This window comes from Saccharicrinis aurantiacus (assembly GCF_001660705.2).
Classification (GTDB): domain Bacteria; phylum Bacteroidota; class Bacteroidia; order Bacteroidales; family Marinilabiliaceae; genus Saccharicrinis; species Saccharicrinis aurantiacus.
Genome location: NZ_LYBV02000035.1, coordinates 206,533 through 224,659, shown reverse-complemented (window position 1 = coordinate 224,659; position 18,127 = coordinate 206,533). Strand labels below are relative to the sequence as shown.

Here is an 18,127-nt window from a genome sequence, read left to right as displayed (position 1 = left end):
AAAAGAATAACAATTAACTGCTTTAAACCAAAAACAAACAGTACGAATTAGTAATTGCCATTATTGATTAAGTGCGGTAAGAGTATTTATAATTTCTTCAATTTTAAGATTTATAGCATCCACTTTATCTAGGTCTTCTTGTCGGTTATAAAGAAGCAAATGCTTCATTATTTCACAAGCCTCACTTCTCATTCTACAATATTGAATTAGAAGAGAAATATTTTCTTCTAAATGAGGAGGCAACTCCGATAAAGCACCTAAGATTTCAATGTTTTCATTCCATAAAGCTACTCCTTCAGAATCAAGTCTATCGCAATAGTATTTGATCTTATTTTCTGGTATGTAAGATAAATCTTCACGGTGCATCCATAAGGCTTTCTCCTCGTTCAAAGCAAACTTATTCATGGCTACTTGGTATTCCCCAGTCTTGTTAGGTATAAGCTTTGGAAGCACAAAAATAAGTATCAATAAAACAACTGATGTAGCAATTGAAATGCCTTTAGACAAGCGAGATTTATATGACGACAGACTATAAATACCACCTAAGGCAAGCCCAGCTATCAATCCTCCAAAATGAGCGGCATTATCAATCCCTTCTTGTGAAAAACCATATAATAAATTATACGCAATAAAGGATACTACACTAGTTATAAAACTCTTCCGCGATTCATCTGGTATTATAATATTTTTAGTAAATAACTGAACAGTTAAAAGGCCATACATTCCAAATATGGCACCTGATGCTCCTACAGAAACAATATTATCATTTACGGACACACTAGCAATACTTGCAAAAATTCCGGTTACAACGTAAGTAAATAAGTATCTATTTTTTCCAAATTGGGTTTCAATTTCTTTACCAATGTATAACAAAGCATACATATTAAATAACAGATGTAAAATACCACCATGAAGAAAAATATTCGATAATAATCTCCATTGTTGCCCCATTAATGTAAGCCCCTTCACGTTCCCTCCCCATACTATTAAAGACTCTACCGTTGGTTGCACAGGGTGAACATCTCTTAAGACCATAATTACATAAATCAGCACATTTAAGTAAATTATAATAGGGGTGATAAAATAGTCGTTTGTAGGTATTAAGGCTTCTAGGATTTCTAGAAAAGATTTTCTTTTTTCAACCGTTTCCTCCTCTTCTTCACTTACTTTTTCAGTTTCATGAAGAATTAGGTCTTTCTGCTTTAAAATATCAGTAGTTGCTAGCTGCCTTTTTTCAAGTTCATAAATCGCTGCTAAATAAGCTTCCTGCTGATAACTACCTTTATTGTCTATAATTTGCTGCAATTCAATGTCGGATTTTTCAGACATTTTTTTTGAGAAAATATTTTCCATTCTTCTATATTCAATTTGTTTTTTTAGTAATTAGGGTTGACTGTATAATGCGTAGGTAGTTTATGAAATAAAACACTATGAAGCCAACATTTTTGTATAAACATAATACTTCCTGAACATAAATAAAAATTTGAATGACTTTAGGCTTCAGCAAAGCAATATTTATCGTTGCTTCATACAAAATGATTAGTATTTATTGATTATAAGTTATAGTTGTTTTCAGTATAACTATTACCTGAATGAACCATATAAAAACCCGATATATATGCTAGAACTAATCAAAGGGCTATTTAGTTGACTATCTCTATTTTTGCTTTTCTTGTTTACCCTTTAAATAGAAATTGCAGAATAGGAAGCATTTTACAATACTTGCCACCGCGATAACTATATTATGGATTTTTAGTTTTTATAATTTGATACTTTACATTTTGCTTATTTATAGATTAACTAACTTCTCCACTGTTTTTTCTTTACTAAGTATCTTTAGCTTATAAGTATCACTTTTAGGATAGGCAATCTTTATTTCTGTAGATTCTTCGCTAAAGTATTGGTATATAGGAATACCATATACTTCATTTGGGTTAAACAATTGAACTATAAATGAACCGTTTATTGCCTCATCATATAAATTAGCAAAATCGACATGCTTAAAATTCATCCAAGTATACCAATAAGGAATGTTAGAGTCACTCAAAAGAGGCTTATGGTACAAACAATAATCATAGCATTCATTGGGATCTTTTTGCAAATAGAAATCCTTATTATCGGAGTTCGGAAATACGGGTTCAATATCGAACTTTGTATGCTGACAAATACTTAAAAGTTCCTCGTTCAACATTTTTTTTAGATGATACGCCATCATAGGAAACTTCTCTTCAATGTGACCATAACCAGCTAAAATTAATAATTTACCCTGCTCTTTGTTATACTGGCTAAATATGTTTTTTGCCTGCCCCTTCTCTCGTCTTAACTTAAAAGTTTCATAAGGGATAAGTGTAAATCCTAACTCGATGGCATGCCTAAGCAAATTGCCGTAAACCGGTTCACTTATATAAACGCCTGTAATAAGTTCTGGATTATTGTTTACCGGATATGCTCGCGTACTAATTTCGGTGTCTTCATCATTTAATGCCTCTAAAGCTAATTGTGTAAAGCCCAATTCCTTCAACACCTCAAGCTGTGAGTATAAAAAAGCACGATGCTGTGGCATATGATGCGCTTCATTAAACATTACTACGTTATATTGTTTGTAAAGCTTTACTAAAGTATCCTGATTTACACCAAAACCTTTCAATTGTAGTTCTTCTTTATGCTCTGGTATATATCCCTTTTTGGTATCCCTAATTATAAATAACTCCTCAGCCTTATTATAATTACCGATGAATGAATACAATGTACCTAAGCTCTGAAGGTATGCATCTTCTAATCGAGGGCTGTTATAGGATGAACTATCGTTAATGAAATGTACTATAGAATCGTAATTAATAGGATTACGAATCATATCAAATGGGTCTGATAATTGTGCATTTGCTTTTGATACAAATACCACAAATGCTATTATAAATAGGTTTCTCATTTATACGGTTTGCTTTAATAATTGCTTCATTTACAATGTTGTCCTAAATAATATTATCTATTGAGCTCTTTGCCCAAGCCTGCCTGCCGGCAAAGGCAGGGCAAAAAAGATCAAGGCTGCTTAAATACAAGCCTACGAAAAAACACCTTACAATAACAAATTATTCATTAGCAGCTTAGCCTTAAACTTAAAAATCCTTTAGGACGCTATTGCTTCATTTAATATACTTTCAATCTGCAGTGCTATTTTTGTATCCGATAATTTACTTATATCCTCACCAAAAGTGATAATATATTCTTAACCAGTGTTTGTTCGGCTTGTGAAACTAGCAAAAATTCAATTATGTTTTATTTACTTAAGTTAATTTGTATCCAAACTAAATAAGATGGCTTAGCCCTTACAAGTAAGCTGTTCGCTAATAGAATTTGTTTGAGTTTTTGTGGGGTAAAAAAAATCCGAGCCATCAATACTGACGACTCGGATAAGGATCCTAAGCAATTACTATGTAATTCTCATTAACTCCATGAATCAAATGCTTGTTTCTCAAAAAGCATTTCCCCATTATCTCCTTTAAAAATATTAATCCAGGCATCCCAATTTTCATGATCAATTTCAGGATAATCCATTCGATAGTGACTACATCGGCTTTCTTTCCTCATTAGTGAGGCTTTAAGTTTCATTTCAGCAGTTATTATCATATTGCGGGTTTCGTGCACTAATCTTAGTTCGTGCAAGTCTTTTGCTCTTAAATATGGTAAGTGCGATTCTCGTAACTCTACAACATAAGCTAAAGCAGCACGCATTATACTTTCCTTTTTTACATAAAGCACAAAGTTTGGTATCATAATACCTTGAAGTGTTTGGGTTACCCATGCAGGACTATATCCTGATTCTCTTTTTAATGGAGCAAAAATTTCTGATTGGATCGTATTTATTTTACTCTTGCTTAGTTTTTGAATTTCTGTTTTACCTGAATATTCAGCCGCTGCTTCTCCTGCCACGGCACCCTGAACAGCCGAGCCAGCTAAAGATGAACCTATTTGAGTATAAATTCCACCAGCCATATGAGATCCTAAGGCATCGCCTGCAGCATATAAACCTGGGATATTTGACTCACATTTATCATTAATAGGTACTAAACCTTCCGATTTGTGTATAGACATACCGGCCGACGATCCACCAACTACTCCCCCGCTCATTCCAGGAGGGGCTCCTCCTTCCTTACCTTTGGGTGGACGTTTACCGCCTTCGGGTTTTGAACCTTGCCCGCCTGGCATTTGGTTATCTAGGCCTGCAGGTCTCTGTGGTCCACCTTTTACAGATGCGCCTCCATTCGGGCCCTGAGGTCCCATGCGCATGGAGCCACCTCCACCTACATAGGCTTGGTAATTCATATCCACCCCTAAATCGTGTCGAATATTAATATCCGTTGTACTGGGTTTCTGCAAAAACATATCGCCCCATCCATCAAAACTAGCAGCAGCATTCTTTTCTTTTGCTGGGTGACCATCGTTCCACTCTTTTCCGGTTACTTTGGCTCCAATATTATATGCCATAATTGTTCCATCGTGCGTTAAATCACAGATAGGGAAACCATTGGGTTTAAAACCTCCGGCTCCTGTACAAAGTATGACACTTTTTGCATTAAAAAAATGCACTTCTTTTTCATCTATGCTAAATCCGGCTGCACCAGCTATTTTTCCGTTTTCTTTTATCAAATTGGTAATGGTGATACGCTCCATTAGAGGTATTTGCCGCTCATTAATAGGTTTTGAAAAAGACTTATTATATAAAGGTGATTCAAAAAAGCCCCATTCACGTAGTTCGTCTACACGAGCTTTTGAATGTTCTGCTAATTGGCGCGTATATACCCGATTATTTGTACCAATGGCCGATAAGCTCACTTTCTCAACAAACTCATCTATTGTTAATTTGGCATTTTTAGGATCGTACTCAAAAATTCCTTTGGCAAAGGGAGTTTGCCCTGAAGAACCTAATCGCCCTTTTGAAACAAACAGCACTTTAGCTCCTGCATCATGGGCCTTGATGGCTGCAAATAACCCAGCCATACCACCGCCTATTACAAGTACATCACAGGAGTGTTGTTTACTTTCAATTTCGTCAACAGTTAATTCTGCCTCATTATCACCCCAACCAGAAATACCCATTGAAGCTAAGGCTGCCATTCCTGCAAAGCCTCCTGATAAACTAATAAACTCTCTTCTATTAATATTATTCCCCATGATTTATGACTTTTCTGAAGTTGAATCCAATATGTATCTTCTTATTAGCATGGCAATACCAATACCCGAGAGCAAAAGAATTAAACTAATAAATGCTGCACTCATATGTCGGCCCGTTTGAATAACATGAAGGGATGCTAGAAATAGAAATACAAGTGAAAGAATACCATGTACTATTCGCCAGGTTTTGTAGGTCATTGGTAATTTATCTCTAAAAAAAGAAGTAACACCAAGTAATATCATCGTGCTCCATGCGATTAAACCAAAGAGCAAGCCTTGTTTATCTAAGTTAGAGAGTATCTCTGAAAACGCATCTCCAGGTGATATTCCTGCTTCAAAATAACGTGGAACGATAACGAAAAAAGGATGAAATATTAGTATCCCTACAAAGATATATCCCAGTGCTTTGTGCCATTTAAGCACCTTTGCCATTTTAAATGGCTTTAATGTACTTCGGTTAATTCTTGATAGATAAAACATTAGTATCATTACAAAAAATGATAACAGTGTTAGTAATGATATCGTCTCTTTTAAAAAGCTTCTTCTTGGGAAATCTCCTAATGAATAAGTGAAGCCAGGGACAACAATAAAAATACCTATTGCGAATATCCAAATAAATTGTTTTACTCTTTTTTCCATAATTACCCCCATGATACGATTACTGGTATTGACTTTTCTGGTGTTATTGTAATAGCATCAACAGGGCAGTACATTCTGCACAAATGGCATATTTGACAATCCTCTGGATACTTAATTTCAGCTTTTCCCTTACTATTTAATCGAATTACATCTGTAGGGCATGTTTTAACACATACGCCACAACCAATGCATCCACTTATGTTATTAATCGCCATATCAAAATTTTTATATCATTTACCCAAATTTACAAAACCCTGAGAATGATGCGCTATTTAATATACAGATAAGCGGATTTTATCTATTAAAAGAAGAAAATAGACGACATTTCAGTTTATAAGCTTGCAAAAAAAATTCGATACTAAAACTGGCACTGATGATTTATACCCTATTTGGGCTTACCGCTATTTTAAATTCAATACAGGTAATAATACCAAAAACCCCATCAAATAATTGGTATCATTCAACATTCTAATGTGCTGTGTACGGTAGTATACACAAAGGATTCATCGTAAAAAATTGGTCTTTTTTTACATAAAAAAAGCTTCCATTTCGACTTTATTATCAGCTAATGCAATTATTATCCCCCCGCTATTGTTTGCAAAATCTACTACCTAAAGATGTATAGTATGCCCTATTTTTAGCGTGTTACAAGTAATACCATAAAGAGTGGGGATACTGAAAAGAATATATCAAATAGCTCATTAAGTTTCATCCCTCTATTAGAACACATATCTAAAAACTAAAATAAAATTTATGAATGCTATTTTTACTCGATTTTCGATATTAAGTATATTGTTACTCTGCTTTTTGGTACAAGCAAAGGGGCAAAACTTAATAAATAATCCCAGTTTTGAAACTGACCTAAGCGATTGGGTGATTGGTTCGTGGGGCGGACCAACTGTAATTGCCGAAAGTTCTGCAGATTATGCCCAAGATGGTAGCAAAGCTGCCAAAGCAACTATACCAACTGCAGACGTAGATGCTGGTAAAGTATTTTTTCGCCAACAAAACCTAAACCTATCAACTAGTTCAGAATACACCTTGGTATTTTATGCATTAAGTAATTCGGATAGCGAAGAATCCATTGATTTATCAATCTATTCGCATACAAACATGGATGGTGCTGCATGGGGAACTGCGTTTAGCCAACCGGCAATTACATTCCAAGGTGATGGAGCATGGCACAGGTTTGAGTATGTTTTTACTCCATCAGCTTTAGCTGGAGAGCCTGATTTTAGCAAATTGGCCCTATCGTTTAGCCTAGCTAGAAATGCGACTACTATCTACTTCGATCATTTTTCGTTAACTACCAACGATGCGGTGGTACCAGAAACACCACAGAATTACTTTGTGAGCAAAACGGGTGATGACAACAATACAGGAGCTGAAGACAGTCCTTTTTTAACCATAACTAAGGCTGCTTCTTTGGCAAAAGCCGGCGATGTAGTAACTATTGGTGAGGGAACTTACGAGGAAACATTAACGCCTCAAAACTCAGGTACTAGTACAAACCCAATTGTGTATCAGGGTGCGGCAGGCGAAAAGGTAATTATTTCGGCCATGCAAGCGCTTAGCGATTGGAGTTTAGACGAAGGTAACATCTACAAAACAACAGTAGATTGGAGTTTGGGACAAAAGAATATGGTTTTCAATGATGACCAAATAATGACATTGGCCCGATGGCCTAACGATATCGATGGCGACATATCTACCCCTAATGGAATTAGAAATAGCGGAGGTAGCGGATCTGATGAAATATTCGATGCTTACCTTACTTATAATGAAGGCATCCCTTCTTATAATTGGGAAGATGGTGGCTCTATCTGGTTTTACGGTAACAAAGGTGGCGGCGGCTGGATAGCTTGGAAATCATGGATTAAGGCAAGCACCTCAACACAAGTTAATTTTGAACTAAATAAAAGCCCAGACTGGATTCGTACTTGGCATGATCCTGCTAGCTTAGGTTATTTCTTTTTAGAAGGTATTAAAGAGGCTATTGATATTGATAACGAATGGTATTTTAACGAAAGTACAAAGACGCTTTATTTGCAAGTAGATGGAGGAACGGTTCCGTTAGATGGTCAAATAAGCATGAGAAAACGTGAACTAACCATTAACCTATACAATAAAAGTTATATTGAAATTAAAAACCTAGCTGTTACTGGCGGTAGAATTGATATTACTGGATCGGCATCGAACAATTTGATATACCAAGTAACCAGTACGTTTGGAAATCATACCAGAGGGGTGGTTGATCAAGGATTTAACTCTGGCAGCCAAAGCATCATGATTACTGGTTCTAGCAACACCATTGAACAATGTGAAATTGCTTATGGTGCGGGTAATGGAATTAAAGCAGAGGGCAATGGGCATAAAATACTAAACAACCACGTTCATCACTTCAATACTTTAGGATGTTACGATGCTGTGCTTAGTTTACGAGGTGGTTCGAATACCATTGTTAAAAACAATACTTTACACCACGCCGGACGTGATATTATTAATGCAAACCACACCAATGCTGAATATGCTTATAATGATATCTCGTACGGTAACGGTATTGTAGATGACTGTGCTTTATATTATACAACCGGAGGCCCTCAATATGTTGAGATCCACCATAACTATTTTCACGACAATTATGGTGCGCCAGGAGCTCATGGTAAAGCGGCTGGTATTTATTTAGATAATGATGCTGAAGCTTTTGATGTACACCACAATGTGGTAAGTAATACCGAATGGACAAACATCCAAATTAATTGGGATGGAAAAGATTTAAATATCTATAACAACACCCTTTGGAATGGTTCAGCAACCATGGGTGCATGGCATAAAGATGGAACGCAATTTTACAATGTGAATGTGTGGAATAATTTATCTGATAAATCGGATTGGGAAGAGCAATCGGATAAGCAAAATAACCTGACCATTTCAAGCGGAAATCCGTTTACAGATATAGAGGCTGGCGACTTTACTTTAAAAGCCAATACGCAACCCATAGATTTTGGAAGAGAAATAGATGGTTTTACCGATGGTTTTGTGGGAGCTAGTCCTGATGCTGGTGCATACGAATATGGAGCAACAGAATGGACCACTGGTATTAATTGGGACCCTGAACTAGGGCCTGCAGGACTTGGTTGTTACGGCTTACCGGGCGATTATTGTTCTTCAAATCCTGATCCATCCGAAACGGATAGCGATGGTGTTATGGATGATGTGGATGAATGCCCAAATACCGAAGCTGGTGTAGAAGTAGATGAGAAGGGGTGTGCCATAAATGCAAGTGTGGATGATTTATATGCCGCTGGCATGAGATTATACCCTAACCCGGTAAATGGAGCACAAATATTTATAGAGGCTTCTGAGATGAGTATGAGTGATATGAACTATACCATATACAATGCTTCAGGAGCTATTGTTAATAATGGCACCCTACCAGCAGCAAGTTTAAAATCAACAATAATGGTTGATGAAATACCTGCAGGAATATATGTTATAGTATTATCGAATAAGGAGATTAGAGTAGGAACGCGTTTTGTAAAATTATAATTGATAGTTATAAGGATGATAACCAGGTTTCTGATAATGATATAAAATACATCATGTTAATTTGTAGAGGGTATCCATGTTTTGGATGCCCTCTATTGCTTTTATGCAAAAATAGCCTACCCGAAGTATTACGGATAGGCTATTAATTAATGCTTTATTGTAAACTGGGCTTTCTTTTAGCTTTTTACAAACTTACCCAATGATTCTAACAACTGTGGTTTGTCTTCCAATGCTATTTCGGCATAAGAATAAGATATAACCAATAGAATTGTGTAAATGGAGGGGTGATGGCTCGTGCATGAGTAATACGAGATTTACCGCACTAACCTTACTCATATTATATCAATTTAATGTTGTCCTAATTAAATTTTCACTCAAGCCGTGAAGGCTTCTACTTTTTTCTACAGTCAAAAAAGTAGACAAAAAAACCGTCGACTACACCCATTTCACTCAAAAAACTAGGTTTCATGACTGAAATTGTTTTAAACTCACACTTTTTCGTGCCTCAAAGCGCTCAAACAGAAAACAATTTTTAACCGTCATTTCAATCCTGTTTTTTGGTTCACTGGCTGAGGCCGATACTAAACTAGTCGTGCAGCACATTATATAAAAACGTTTAGGAGGCGATTGATATCAATTATAATCTAATCGATAAATCAAGGTGTCCACCCAGACCAATTTGTACAATTTTTTGTAAAGTTGACAACCTAACCTCTTTTACATTATTTTCAATTTTTGAAATGTACGATTTTGTGGTACCTACTTTTTCTGCTAACTCTGCTTGTGTCATTCCCTTTTCTAATCGAGCCTCATGGATTAAAGTTCCAAGCTTAAAATTTTCAAACCCATCATCCAGTTCATCTCGCTTCGTTGTACCTTTGGCTCCGTAATGCTTATCCTTAAACTCATTAAGAGTCATTCCTATTTTATTTTTCATTTTTATATTCCTCCATAATTTTAAGTGCCTTATCAATCTCCTTTTTAGGAGTTTTTTGCGTCTTTTTATGAAATCCATTGGCAAGAATTATTAATTTTCCTTGATCAAAAAAACAAAATATTCTAAAAATATTATTGCCAAGTTTTATCCGAATCTCATACAAACCTTCTGTTGAAGTAATGTGCTTTAAATAACTTTCGGGTACTCTTTCTAATTCTTCAATTAATTCTAGAGTCCAAATTATTTTAGCTCGAATCTTTTCATTCTGTTTTATGAAAAACTCCTCAAAATAATCCTTATAAAAAATAGCTGTTCTATATTTCTTTCTGGATTCCATAAAACAAAGATATGAAAGTTTCACTAAAGTACAACTTGCTAGTAAGCTTCAACGGCTAATTGGATGAACTGCATGAAGATAAAACACAAATCCATTTTCAAAATCCTGCCGAGCCAAAGCTTGTTATTTTATTTGTAGGTTTTTAGTCCAAATAGAATGAAAAGCGTTGGCGGAACTGGTTTCGCCATAAGGCCTTCCAAAATCAAACCGCCATCATTGTTTATTCCAATTTATTGGGGTGCGTAATTTTTTCATCAATATTGGCTGGTGGTGGGACCTCACTTCTAGACCATTTCATATATTCCAAGACCTCTGCTTTGTCAATCTCAATACCATTCCAAGAATTTAAAATCTTTTTTCCACCAACATACAATCCAGTTCTCAACAACCGCTATGCAGTTTGAGCAGGCTACAAAACTTGATATTTACCACATCACCTGCCATTACTTATGACAAAATGTTAGAAATTGTTTCTTATTTACTTCTATAAATAAATAGATATGAATGCGCCCCTGTTGATACATATGTTCCCTCTTTCGCACTTCTTATTTGAATAGCTAAGGTTACTTTCTTATCGGGTAGTAGGTTATAAATATCGCCAGATTCAATAAAATCATAACCAGTACTATTTGATTCTAATTCTGTTCCTAATACCTCCTCATTGTCAGTAACATTAAAAATGCGAACTTCACATTTCACATTGGGCTCGGATGTATACAAAGAAGGTACAAAAGTAATAGAATCAACATCAGGATAATTTAACTTATTAAATTCATATAGATGAAAAGATCCATGTGGACTAATTTCCCAATTCGTTGAACTTGTACCTACACTGCCATTAAAATATATTCTAGTCTGTCTATCTACATTCCCATCAGAACCACTATTTCCATTACAAATATATTCTGTTGATTGTATCTCGTTATCATCCAAAACACCATTGTTATTGATATCAATACCTAAATCAATTCTGTACCCACCTGAAGAACAAATATCGCCAGCTAACTCTTCTGTAAAGTTTATCAAACTTCTCATTCCGTCAGAACCATTATTTCCATTGCAAATATATTCTGTTGATTGAATCTCATTATCATCTAAAACTCCATTATTGTTGATATCAATACCTAAATCAATTCTGTACCCACCTGAAGAACAATTATCGCCAGCTAACTCTTCTGTAAAGTTAACCAAGCTTTTCATTCCATCAGAACCATTATTTCCATTACAAATGTATTCTGTTGATTGAATCTCATTATCATCCAAAACTCCATTGTTGTTGATATCAACGCCTGTTTCAATTTTGAATCCTCCTGAAGAGCAATTATTTCCTGCTATTTCATTTTCAATATTTATTAAACTAATTGATCCCATAGGACCTGTCTCGCCTTGATCTCCTTCACAAGAGATTAAAAGTACAATAGCAAAAAGTAAATTATTTTTTTTCATTGTATTGTTTAAAATATAGTTAATTTAAATTATTCATATATAGGAATAGAGAATTCCAATTGATCACGAATTTATTTCTTAATTATTTCTAAATAACTTATATACTCACCATATATCTGTATATCATCCTAACGTATGTTATGTATACTCACCTAAGGTGTCAATATAAGTTTATAAGTGGTGTTTATTCGGCTTGTGAAGCTAGCAAAAATTATATTATGCTTTAATTACTTAAGTTAATTTGTATTCAAACTAAATAAGATGGCTTGGCCCGTACAAGTACCCTATACCGTAATGGAATTTGTTTGGGGTTTTGTGGATAAAAAAATCCGAGCCATCAATACAGACAGCTCGGATTCTTTTATTTTATCACTCTAAAAGAGCATTATAATCTTTCTACGGTATAGTAATATCCGCGTACGCGTTGTTTTTCAGCGTTTGTAAATTCTCCGTAATATTTAATTTCGCCTGCAGGTAAGTCTAGCTCAACAATAGCTTCTGTTCTGTCGGCATTAAACTTACAAGGGTATTCTTTATTGTTAATGGTAATAGATGGCTTGCTTAAACTTAAGGATTTACCTGCCGGAATATAATCGAACCATTTTGATCCTTTTATATCTTCAACGGTAGCATCAATTGCCAAACCACTTTCTTTAGGGTAACGTGCCACTGTAAATTTGTATTTACCGGCTTTTGTTACATCGCATAATAAATAGCCATCTGTTAGCTCAATACCTTTACGTATATAGCTCTGGTTCCAAGGAATAGCGGCATCGGTATGCATATCGTGACAGGTAATTTGCATTGGGTTTTCAGCATCGCTACCCAATTTAATTTTAGCGTAACGCATATCCTTAACCGCACTAGCCCACCATTGATCGTAAAAGGCAGTCATTTCTTTAACTATCTGTGGATGATCGGCTGCAATATTATTGGTTTGACCGCGGTCGGCATTAATATCATATAACTCATCGCCATTAACCAAACGCCATTGGCTAGTCATAACACAACTGTTACGCCCTTTTACTGGCCATTGAATACGCTGTGTATCGGTAACCAACATACGTTTGTTAAAATCGGCATTTGATTTTTTGCCTGTAATTAATGGCACTACCGACATACCATCTAATGGTTTTGTAGCGGGTAGCTCTAATCCACAAAGCTCTGATAAGGTTGGCAGAACATCAACATGAGCGGTTAGTTCGTTAATATCGGTTCCTTTGTTTATACCACCCTTAGGCCAACGCATAATAAATGGCACACGGTGTCCGCCATCGTACTGGCTACCTTTCATACCACGTAATCCGGCATTATAGCCTGTTGTTTTTGCTGCTACCTTATTCTTTTTCCCTTTTTTACCTCCTGCTAAGGCGGCTGAACTTCCGTTGTCAGTCATAAAAATAAGAATGGTATTATCAGCAATACCCAATTCTTGCAGTTTCGCATCGAGCTTACCAAATTGCTCATCTACTTGCGTAATCATACCATAAAAACGCTTTTGATGTGGCGCCAAGTCTGTACGATCTTTGTACATATTAAAATACTTTTCGGGCACATTATAAGGTCCGTGTGGCGCATTTAACGATAGGTATAAAAAGAAAGGATCTTTTTGGTGGGCTTCAACAAAACGTTGTGCTTCATTAAACCAAACATCGGTACAATGTCCTTTGGTTTGCTCAGGCACACCGTTTCTGAAATAGGTATCGTCAATGTAATCGTTCAACCAGTAATCAGGCGTTTGTCCTACTCCACCGCCACCATGATAAAAGGCTTGCGTAAACCCGCGATCTTGCGGACGGAATGGGTAATTATCGCCCAAGTGCCATTTACCTACCATGGCTGTTTCGTAACCATTTTGCTGAAATACATCGGCAATGGTTACCTCTTCTTCGTTTAATAAAGAACAGCCGCCAATGGTGTGCCATGTATTTACTCTGTTGGCGTTGCGCCCTGTCATTAATCCGGCACGAGTTGGTGCACATGTTGTACCCACATGGAAGTTGGTAAAACGGGCACTCTCGCCATTGAATTTATCAATATGTGGTGTTTGAATTATTGGGTTGCCATTACAGGCCAAATCGCCGTAACCTTGGTCATCGGTAATTACAACTATTACGTTTGGTTTTGCTGGTTTCTCAGCTTCTTTGGGTTTACTATTACAGGCTTGTAGCGCTACTAGTGCCACAAAAGCGAATAGAATTGATAGTTTATTCATAAGAGTAATTTTTATTACTTTTTTTAAGGATAGAGTATAATGAGCCTATCCACTTAATTTATTTGTTACAGTTATTATGTCATATACAATATTACGTATTGGGATTTCATCCCAAACCTGCCTGCCGTCAGGTAGGCCCGACTTCATTTTCTTGCCTTGATGCAAGAAAACAGAAGCAAAAGAAAATCAAGGCTGCTTTACAAATAACTTTCTTATTTATTTAAAGCTTAAGCGCGGCCAAGTGATTTTCGAGCAAAACTCTCAACTTCTTGGTCTTACTAAAGCTTTAAATAAAACAAAAGCCATTTTTAAAGAGGCCATTCTCCAAGGCGCTTAATAAAAACCATAGCTACACTATATTTTCTCACACTTCTGCCTTCAGCCTTCTGTCTTCTGCCTTCTTACCCTAGAATTGAAACACCTGCGTTAAATCAAGGTGATCGTGATACTCTTTTTGCAGTTCTACTAATTCGGCAAACATTGTTTTAACCATTTCAGGCTTTGCATCAGCAATATTATTGATTTCTAGTGGATCGCTATTTAAATCGAATAACTTGATGGTGTTCGCCTCGGGATACACAATTAGTTTATATCCATCTTTACGAATCATTCTTTGTAAATCAAGATAACATCCATAAATGGCAGGATAAACGCTTTCTTTAGTTTCGCCTGTTAGTAGAGGCACAACACTATTAAAGAATACTGAACCATCGTTTTTAAAGCCAGCCAAATCTAATGCTGTTGCCATGGCATCCTGTAGGTAGATATCTGCATTTACTTTAGTGTTTTTAGGCAACTTAGGCCCTAGCACTATAAACGGCATACGCATACTATGATCGTACATATTTTGCTTGCCAAATAAACCATGGTTACCAACAGCTAAACCATGATCGGCAGAATAAATAATATAGGTATTATCGGCCTTACCACTCTTTTTAAGCGCTTCCATTATTTTACCAATTTGAGCATCAAGATGCGTGATACTCGCATAGTATTCTTTAGTATGCACTTTTGCTGCCAATTCGGTACGCGGGAATGGTGCTAACATAGCATCGCGCAAAGCAGGACCGTTTCCTATTTTCTCGCAGTCGGGATACAAAGCTTGAAAGCTAGCCGGTACTGATATATCATCCACATTATACATATCTTGGTATTCTTGTGGTGCCTGACGTGGATCGTGCGGTGCGTTAAATGCCAAGTACATAAAAAATGGATTGTCCTTTTTTGAAGCTGCATCAATAAACTGAATGGCATCGTCGCGTAATACTTCAGACCAATGCTGTCCGCCTTTCCAGAAACCACCCATGGTAGAATCTGTTGGCGACCACGAGTGATCATCCACACTAAGCGGACGGTTATAGCCTTGTGGCATAAACTCTAGGTAACTTTTGTATTTACCTGCTTTTAAATCTTTAAAGTTTTGAACCATAGTGGCATGATCCCAAAAATCACTGGGCATACCCGGACGCTCGTGCACCACATGATTAAAGCTTTGTTTTGAAGGGGTATGTACGTGCCATTTACCCGTCATATAGGTTTCGTAGCCTTGCTCTTGCATACGTTGTCCCCAAGTTTTAGCAGGCGCGCTTTTCTTACTAAAATAGTTTTTGGCTTGCCATACACTTTTACCCGAATTCATCATGGTACGCGATGCCAAACAAACCGCACCACTCCACGAACCCATATTATAGGCATTGGTAAAAGTAACCCCTTCGGCTACCATTTTATCCAGATTAGGTGTTATTACTTCTTTATTCCCTAGTGCATTAATGGTATTATGACACTGATCATCGGCAAACAGAAATATAATATTTGGTTTCTCAGGAAGTACCACCTTTTCTGTTTTTGGTTGGCACGATGTGAATGCTGCTAAAACAGCCAAAGCACATATTGACAAGTAATTTTTCATGTGTTTAAAATTAGTATCAAGACACAAGTATCAAGACACAAGACTTATTTACAGAACCTAAAAAAAAGCTTCTTTATCAGAGCCTTGTATGTTTAAAACTTCATCATGATTGATTCATTTAATTATAGTTTTATTTTTACTGCATACTAAATAGTATACCAGTTAAATTGTATGTTTATTTACTTCACCTCAATAGTAATACTATTGGAAATGCCAGTTTTGCTATATGTAACCTTTGCATTAGCTGCTACCGGAAAAGCATCGCTCCACGAATATACAGATATAGTACACACACCTTTCTTCAAAGCGCTTAATTCGCCAAACTTATTGATGCTTGCCACAGATTCATCGCTCGACTCATAAATAATATTTTTACGAGTGGCATTATGTGGCGACACCTCGCAATTAAGGCTAATGGTTTCCCCAACGTTTAATGGTTTTTTTATGCCATTCAACTCTAAAGTTTTTACATCAACCTCGGCATACGAATCAATTACACTACCTAAATAGTCGTAGGCCTCTTGTTGCTCCTTGCTTAGTTTACTTACATCAAGTCCGCTGTGCAATTTAATTTTAAACCTGCGCTCAAACACCCTATCTCCTGCCAATTCTAAAGGATCAGTCCTTAAATCAAAAAACCTTCCTTCGGGATACTCAGGGCATGGAGCATAACGTTTAAACTCTTTATTAAAAGCATAAATTAGCAACTCATCATCACTGGTATAAGGCTGATTATTATTGTACCAAGTATAAATTACTTCTCGTGCCTCTTCCTTCTCTCCTAGCATCTGTGGCCAAAAACTGATGCCATCTAACTCGTCGCTTTTTGGTATGGCAATACCGGCCGCCTCAGCAATAGTTGGGTATATATCCGTTATGTCAATCATACCATCGTATCGCTCTGATTTTTTAATATGCTTCGGATAATTGAGTACCAAAGGCACATGCAAACCATTATCGCTAGTGCCACCTTTACGTCCCGGGTAAATAGAATCGTTGGGCAAAATATGCTTGAACGATTCTTTGGTGCCATTATCGCCCATAACCACAATTAAGGTATTCTCCCTTAAACCGTGCTCATCAAGCTTATCCACTACCCTACCAATCAGTATATCCATATATGCAATCATATCCGGAAAGTACTTATGGTCGTCTCCTTTTTTGGTAGTTTTGGCGTTACGTCCTTCGTTATAGGTATCAAACACACTATGAGGCATGGTTGCCGGCGTAGGCTGATGCTCATCGTGCACCAATAACATGGGGTAATATAAAAAGAAGGGATCTTCTTTATTATCATCGATAAACTGTAATGCCTTGCGGTTGCAGATATCTGGACCGTACCATCGTCTACCCGTTTCCGGATCTAAATCAGTACGCATTTGATAGTCGTTTACCTCACCATTGATAATTAAGTTCGGATTAATGAATCGTTTGCCTTCTGTAATTACATCAAAACAACAGAAGTCGTCCCAACCAAACTCAAATATATAGTCCTTAGCAGGAATTTCTTTGGTTCCGCGAGTTTGTTTCCACTTGCCATAGATACCCGTTTTGTAGCCATTCTTTTGAAAAACATCGCCAAAAGTAACATCCGATTTATGCTGCGACTTACAGCGTAAGAAGTTCCGTTGATTATACTTACCACTCATTAAAGCAATACGTGTGGGCTCGCAAAGCGGATAGGCAAAAGCATTATTACACAGCATGCCATCGTTGGCCAACTTATCTATATTGGGCGTAGATGTCTCAGTATCTTCAAAACGCCCCAATAGAGAGCCAACTTTATTACACCCGTAGGCACTAACGCCCAAATGACTCAAATCGTCAATTAATATGAATACCACATTGGGCTTCTTCTTATTGCCTGCACTAAGAGGTAGTGCCAACAATAAAACCAAAACAATTGTTATAGCTCTCAGCATT

At 36.6% G+C, this 18,127-nt stretch carries 12 protein-coding genes; 1 reads left to right on the top strand and 11 read right to left on the bottom strand.

Annotation, left to right across the window (positions count from 1 at the left end):
* Positions 1–60: 60 nt before the first annotated feature.
* From A8B35_RS18825 to A8B35_RS18805, 5 genes are all read right to left on the bottom strand, one after another.
* A complete protein-coding gene (locus A8B35_RS18825; RefSeq protein WP_075603744.1) occupies positions 61–1,353 on the bottom strand; it encodes a rhomboid family intramembrane serine protease in 1,293 nt (430 codons plus the stop codon).
* 436 nt (positions 1,354–1,789) lie between these two features.
* On the bottom strand, positions 1,790–2,929 hold the full coding sequence (locus A8B35_RS18820; RefSeq protein WP_075603743.1) for a hypothetical protein: 1,140 nt from the start codon (positions 2,927–2,929) through the stop codon (positions 1,790–1,792).
* Between the two features lie 515 nt (positions 2,930–3,444).
* Positions 3,445–5,172 (bottom strand): FAD-dependent oxidoreductase, encoded by a 1,728-nt coding sequence (locus A8B35_RS18815; protein ID WP_075603742.1) that lies wholly within the window; start codon positions 5,170–5,172, stop codon positions 3,445–3,447.
* 3 nt (positions 5,173–5,175) lie between these two features.
* Entirely contained in the window at positions 5,176–5,811 is a 636-nt protein-coding gene (locus A8B35_RS18810) for a ferric reductase-like transmembrane domain-containing protein (protein WP_171973237.1), read from the bottom strand.
* Between the two features lie 2 nt (positions 5,812–5,813).
* A complete protein-coding gene (locus A8B35_RS18805; protein ID WP_075603740.1) occupies positions 5,814–6,026 on the bottom strand; it encodes a 4Fe-4S dicluster domain-containing protein in 213 nt (70 codons plus the stop codon).
* A gap of 538 nt (positions 6,027–6,564) precedes the next feature.
* Between A8B35_RS18805 and A8B35_RS18800 the strand changes: the two genes are divergently transcribed.
* On the top strand, positions 6,565–9,360 hold the full coding sequence (locus A8B35_RS18800) for a carbohydrate binding domain-containing protein (protein ID WP_075603739.1): 2,796 nt from the start codon (positions 6,565–6,567) through the stop codon (positions 9,358–9,360).
* A gap of 637 nt (positions 9,361–9,997) precedes the next feature.
* Here A8B35_RS18800 and A8B35_RS18795 read toward each other — a convergent pair.
* From A8B35_RS18795 to A8B35_RS18770, 6 genes are all read right to left on the bottom strand, one after another.
* The gene (locus tag A8B35_RS18795; protein WP_222844183.1) at positions 9,998–10,279 is read right to left on the bottom strand and encodes a helix-turn-helix domain-containing protein; all 282 of its coding nucleotides are present in this window, start codon (positions 10,277–10,279) and stop codon (positions 9,998–10,000) included.
* 7 nt (positions 10,280–10,286) lie between these two features.
* A complete protein-coding gene (locus A8B35_RS18790) occupies positions 10,287–10,634 on the bottom strand; it encodes a type II toxin-antitoxin system RelE/ParE family toxin (protein WP_075603737.1) in 348 nt (115 codons plus the stop codon).
* Positions 10,635–11,108: 474 nt separating this feature from the next.
* On the bottom strand, positions 11,109–12,080 hold the full coding sequence (locus A8B35_RS18785) for a DUF7151 family protein (RefSeq protein ID WP_075603736.1): 972 nt from the start codon (positions 12,078–12,080) through the stop codon (positions 11,109–11,111).
* A 385-nt stretch (positions 12,081–12,465) separates the two neighbouring features.
* A complete protein-coding gene (locus A8B35_RS18780) occupies positions 12,466–14,295 on the bottom strand; it encodes an arylsulfatase (protein ID WP_075603735.1) in 1,830 nt (609 codons plus the stop codon).
* A 406-nt stretch (positions 14,296–14,701) separates the two neighbouring features.
* Complete coding sequence (locus A8B35_RS18775) at positions 14,702–16,204, bottom strand: sulfatase-like hydrolase/transferase (RefSeq protein WP_075603734.1); 1,503 nt, start codon at positions 16,202–16,204, stop codon at positions 14,702–14,704.
* 179 nt (positions 16,205–16,383) lie between these two features.
* Entirely contained in the window at positions 16,384–18,126 is a 1,743-nt protein-coding gene (locus tag A8B35_RS18770; RefSeq protein ID WP_075603733.1) for a sulfatase-like hydrolase/transferase, read from the bottom strand.
* Position 18,127 lies beyond the last annotated feature (1 nt).

Excerpts from the sequence above, each read along its gene's own strand:
- A8B35_RS18825 (WP_075603744.1), bottom strand. The coding sequence starts at position 1,353 with ATGGAAAATATTTTCTCAAAAAAAATGTCTGAAAAATCCGACATTGAA.
- A8B35_RS18820 (WP_075603743.1), bottom strand. The coding sequence starts at position 2,929 with ATGAGAAACCTATTTATAATAGCATTTGTGGTATTTGTATCAAAAGCA.
- A8B35_RS18815 (WP_075603742.1), bottom strand. The coding sequence starts at position 5,172 with ATGGGGAATAATATTAATAGAAGAGAGTTTATTAGTTTATCAGGAGGC.
- A8B35_RS18810 (WP_171973237.1), bottom strand. The coding sequence starts at position 5,811 with ATGGAAAAAAGAGTAAAACAATTTATTTGGATATTCGCAATAGGTATT.
- A8B35_RS18805 (WP_075603740.1), bottom strand. The coding sequence starts at position 6,026 with ATGGCGATTAATAACATAAGTGGATGCATTGGTTGTGGCGTATGTGTT.
- A8B35_RS18800 (WP_075603739.1), top strand. The coding sequence starts at position 6,565 with ATGAATGCTATTTTTACTCGATTTTCGATATTAAGTATATTGTTACTC.
- A8B35_RS18795 (WP_222844183.1), bottom strand. The coding sequence starts at position 10,279 with ATGACTCTTAATGAGTTTAAGGATAAGCATTACGGAGCCAAAGGTACA.
- A8B35_RS18790 (WP_075603737.1), bottom strand. The coding sequence starts at position 10,634 with ATGGAATCCAGAAAGAAATATAGAACAGCTATTTTTTATAAGGATTAT.
- A8B35_RS18785 (WP_075603736.1), bottom strand. The coding sequence starts at position 12,080 with ATGAAAAAAAATAATTTACTTTTTGCTATTGTACTTTTAATCTCTTGT.
- A8B35_RS18780 (WP_075603735.1), bottom strand. The coding sequence starts at position 14,295 with ATGAATAAACTATCAATTCTATTCGCTTTTGTGGCACTAGTAGCGCTA.
- A8B35_RS18775 (WP_075603734.1), bottom strand. The coding sequence starts at position 16,204 with ATGAAAAATTACTTGTCAATATGTGCTTTGGCTGTTTTAGCAGCATTC.
- A8B35_RS18770 (WP_075603733.1), bottom strand. The coding sequence starts at position 18,126 with ATGCTGAGAGCTATAACAATTGTTTTGGTTTTATTGTTGGCACTACCT.